We start from the raw sequence: 1,418 nt of genomic DNA, 5'->3' as shown, positions 1-1,418 counted from the left end.
CAGGAAGTCAAAATGTGGGAGCTGGCTTGCCTGCGATAACGGTGTGTCAGCCAACCATTTGATGACTGGCCCACTGCAATCGCAGGCAAGCCAGCTCCCACATTGAAGTACACAAACCTTGAAATCAGCTCAACTCAAGCCAGATCGGCGCATGGTCCGACGGTTTTTCCAGCCCACGCAAGTCGTAATCCACCCCAGCATCCTTGACCCGCGACACCAGGCCGTTGGACGCCAGGATCACGTCAATGCGCAGCCCACGCTTGGGCTCATCTTCAAACCCACGGCTGCGGTAGTCGAACCAGCTGAAGCGGTCGGCCACGTCCGGGTTCAAGTGGCGGAAGCTGTCGACCAGGCCCCAGTTTTTAAGGCGGGCCATCCACTCGCGCTCTTCCGGCAGGAAGCTGCACTTGCCGGTTTTGAGCCAGCGCTTGGCATTGTCGGCGCCGATGCCGATGTCGATATCTTCCGGCGAAATATTGATGTCGCCCATCACTACCAGCGGCTGGTCATTGCTGAACTGGCTTTCCAGCAGTTGCTGCAAATCTTCGTAGAAGCGTTGTTTGGCCGGGAACTTGGTCGGGTGGTCGCGGCTTTCGCCCTGGGGGAAGTAGCCGTTCATCACGGTGATCGACTGGCCATGCTCGTCGGCGAAAGTGCCCCAGATAAAGCGACGCTGGGCGTCTTCTTCGTCGCTGGCAAACCCTTTGTGCAGGCTCAACGCCGGCTTGCGCGACAGCAGGGCCACGCCGTAATGGCCTTTTTGCCCGTGGTAGTACACGTGATAGCCAAGGGCCTGCACTTCGGCCAGCGGGAACTGGTCATCGTGCACCTTGGTTTCCTGCAGGCCGATCACGTCGGGTTGATGCTTTTCAATCAGCGCCGCCAGCTGATGGGGGCGGGCGCGCAGCCCGTTGATATTGAAGGAGACGATTTTCATGGTCGGCAGTCCAGTCTGGCAAAAGGCCGATGCTAGCCGACAAGTCGGACGGGGGCCAGCGTGGCGGTAGGGCGCATGCACTGCTAATGTCTGGGAACGACTGGTGCTGCACAGGTTCGTACCTATAAGAACGCCATCTTTTGAGTGGCGCCCAGGAAGATTGACTGTATGACTGACACTGCCACTGCCATTGCTGAAATTCGCCTGCTCAACAGCGACTATTCCCGCGAGTCCCGTTCCTTGTTGTATCAGGCCTATCGGCATGAACCGACCTTCGCTTACATCTTCGAGGCTGAGCGGTCGGGGTACGAACAGCGGGTGCGCGCCACCGTGCGTGAGCTGGTCAAGCAGCATTTTTTCCAGAAGCTTCCTGCCATCGGCCTGTTCGTCAACGACCGGCTGATCGGCATCGCTTTGATTGCGCCACCGCAACGGCGCCTGGGCATCACCGAGAGCTGGGCCTGGCAGTTGCGCATGTGGC

Annotated in this window: 1 protein-coding gene and 1 pseudogene; one reads left to right on the top strand and one right to left on the bottom strand. The window is 59.1% G+C overall.

From position 1 onward, the window contains the following. Nucleotides 1-124 precede the first annotated feature (124 nt). Nucleotides 125-937: an exodeoxyribonuclease III gene (xthA, locus tag FEM54_RS32535; protein WP_017134623.1), complete on the bottom strand. Its 813-nt coding sequence runs from the start codon at nt 935-937 to the stop codon at nt 125-127. Nucleotides 938-1,105: 168 nt separating this feature from the next. Between xthA and FEM54_RS32530 the strand changes: the two are divergent. Continuing rightward, nucleotides 1,106-1,418: pseudogene (locus tag FEM54_RS32530) on the top strand (GNAT family N-acetyltransferase); the annotation flags it as partial.

The organism is Pseudomonas edaphica (genome assembly GCF_005863185.1).
GTDB lineage: Bacteria > Pseudomonadota > Gammaproteobacteria > Pseudomonadales > Pseudomonadaceae > Aquipseudomonas > Aquipseudomonas edaphica.
Note: the sequence above shows the minus strand (reverse complement) of the source record. Positions and strands in the feature narration are given on the sequence as shown.

Excerpts from the sequence above, each read along its gene's own strand:
- xthA (WP_017134623.1), bottom strand. The coding sequence starts at position 937 with ATGAAAATCGTCTCCTTCAATATCAACGGGCTGCGCGCCCGCCCCCAT.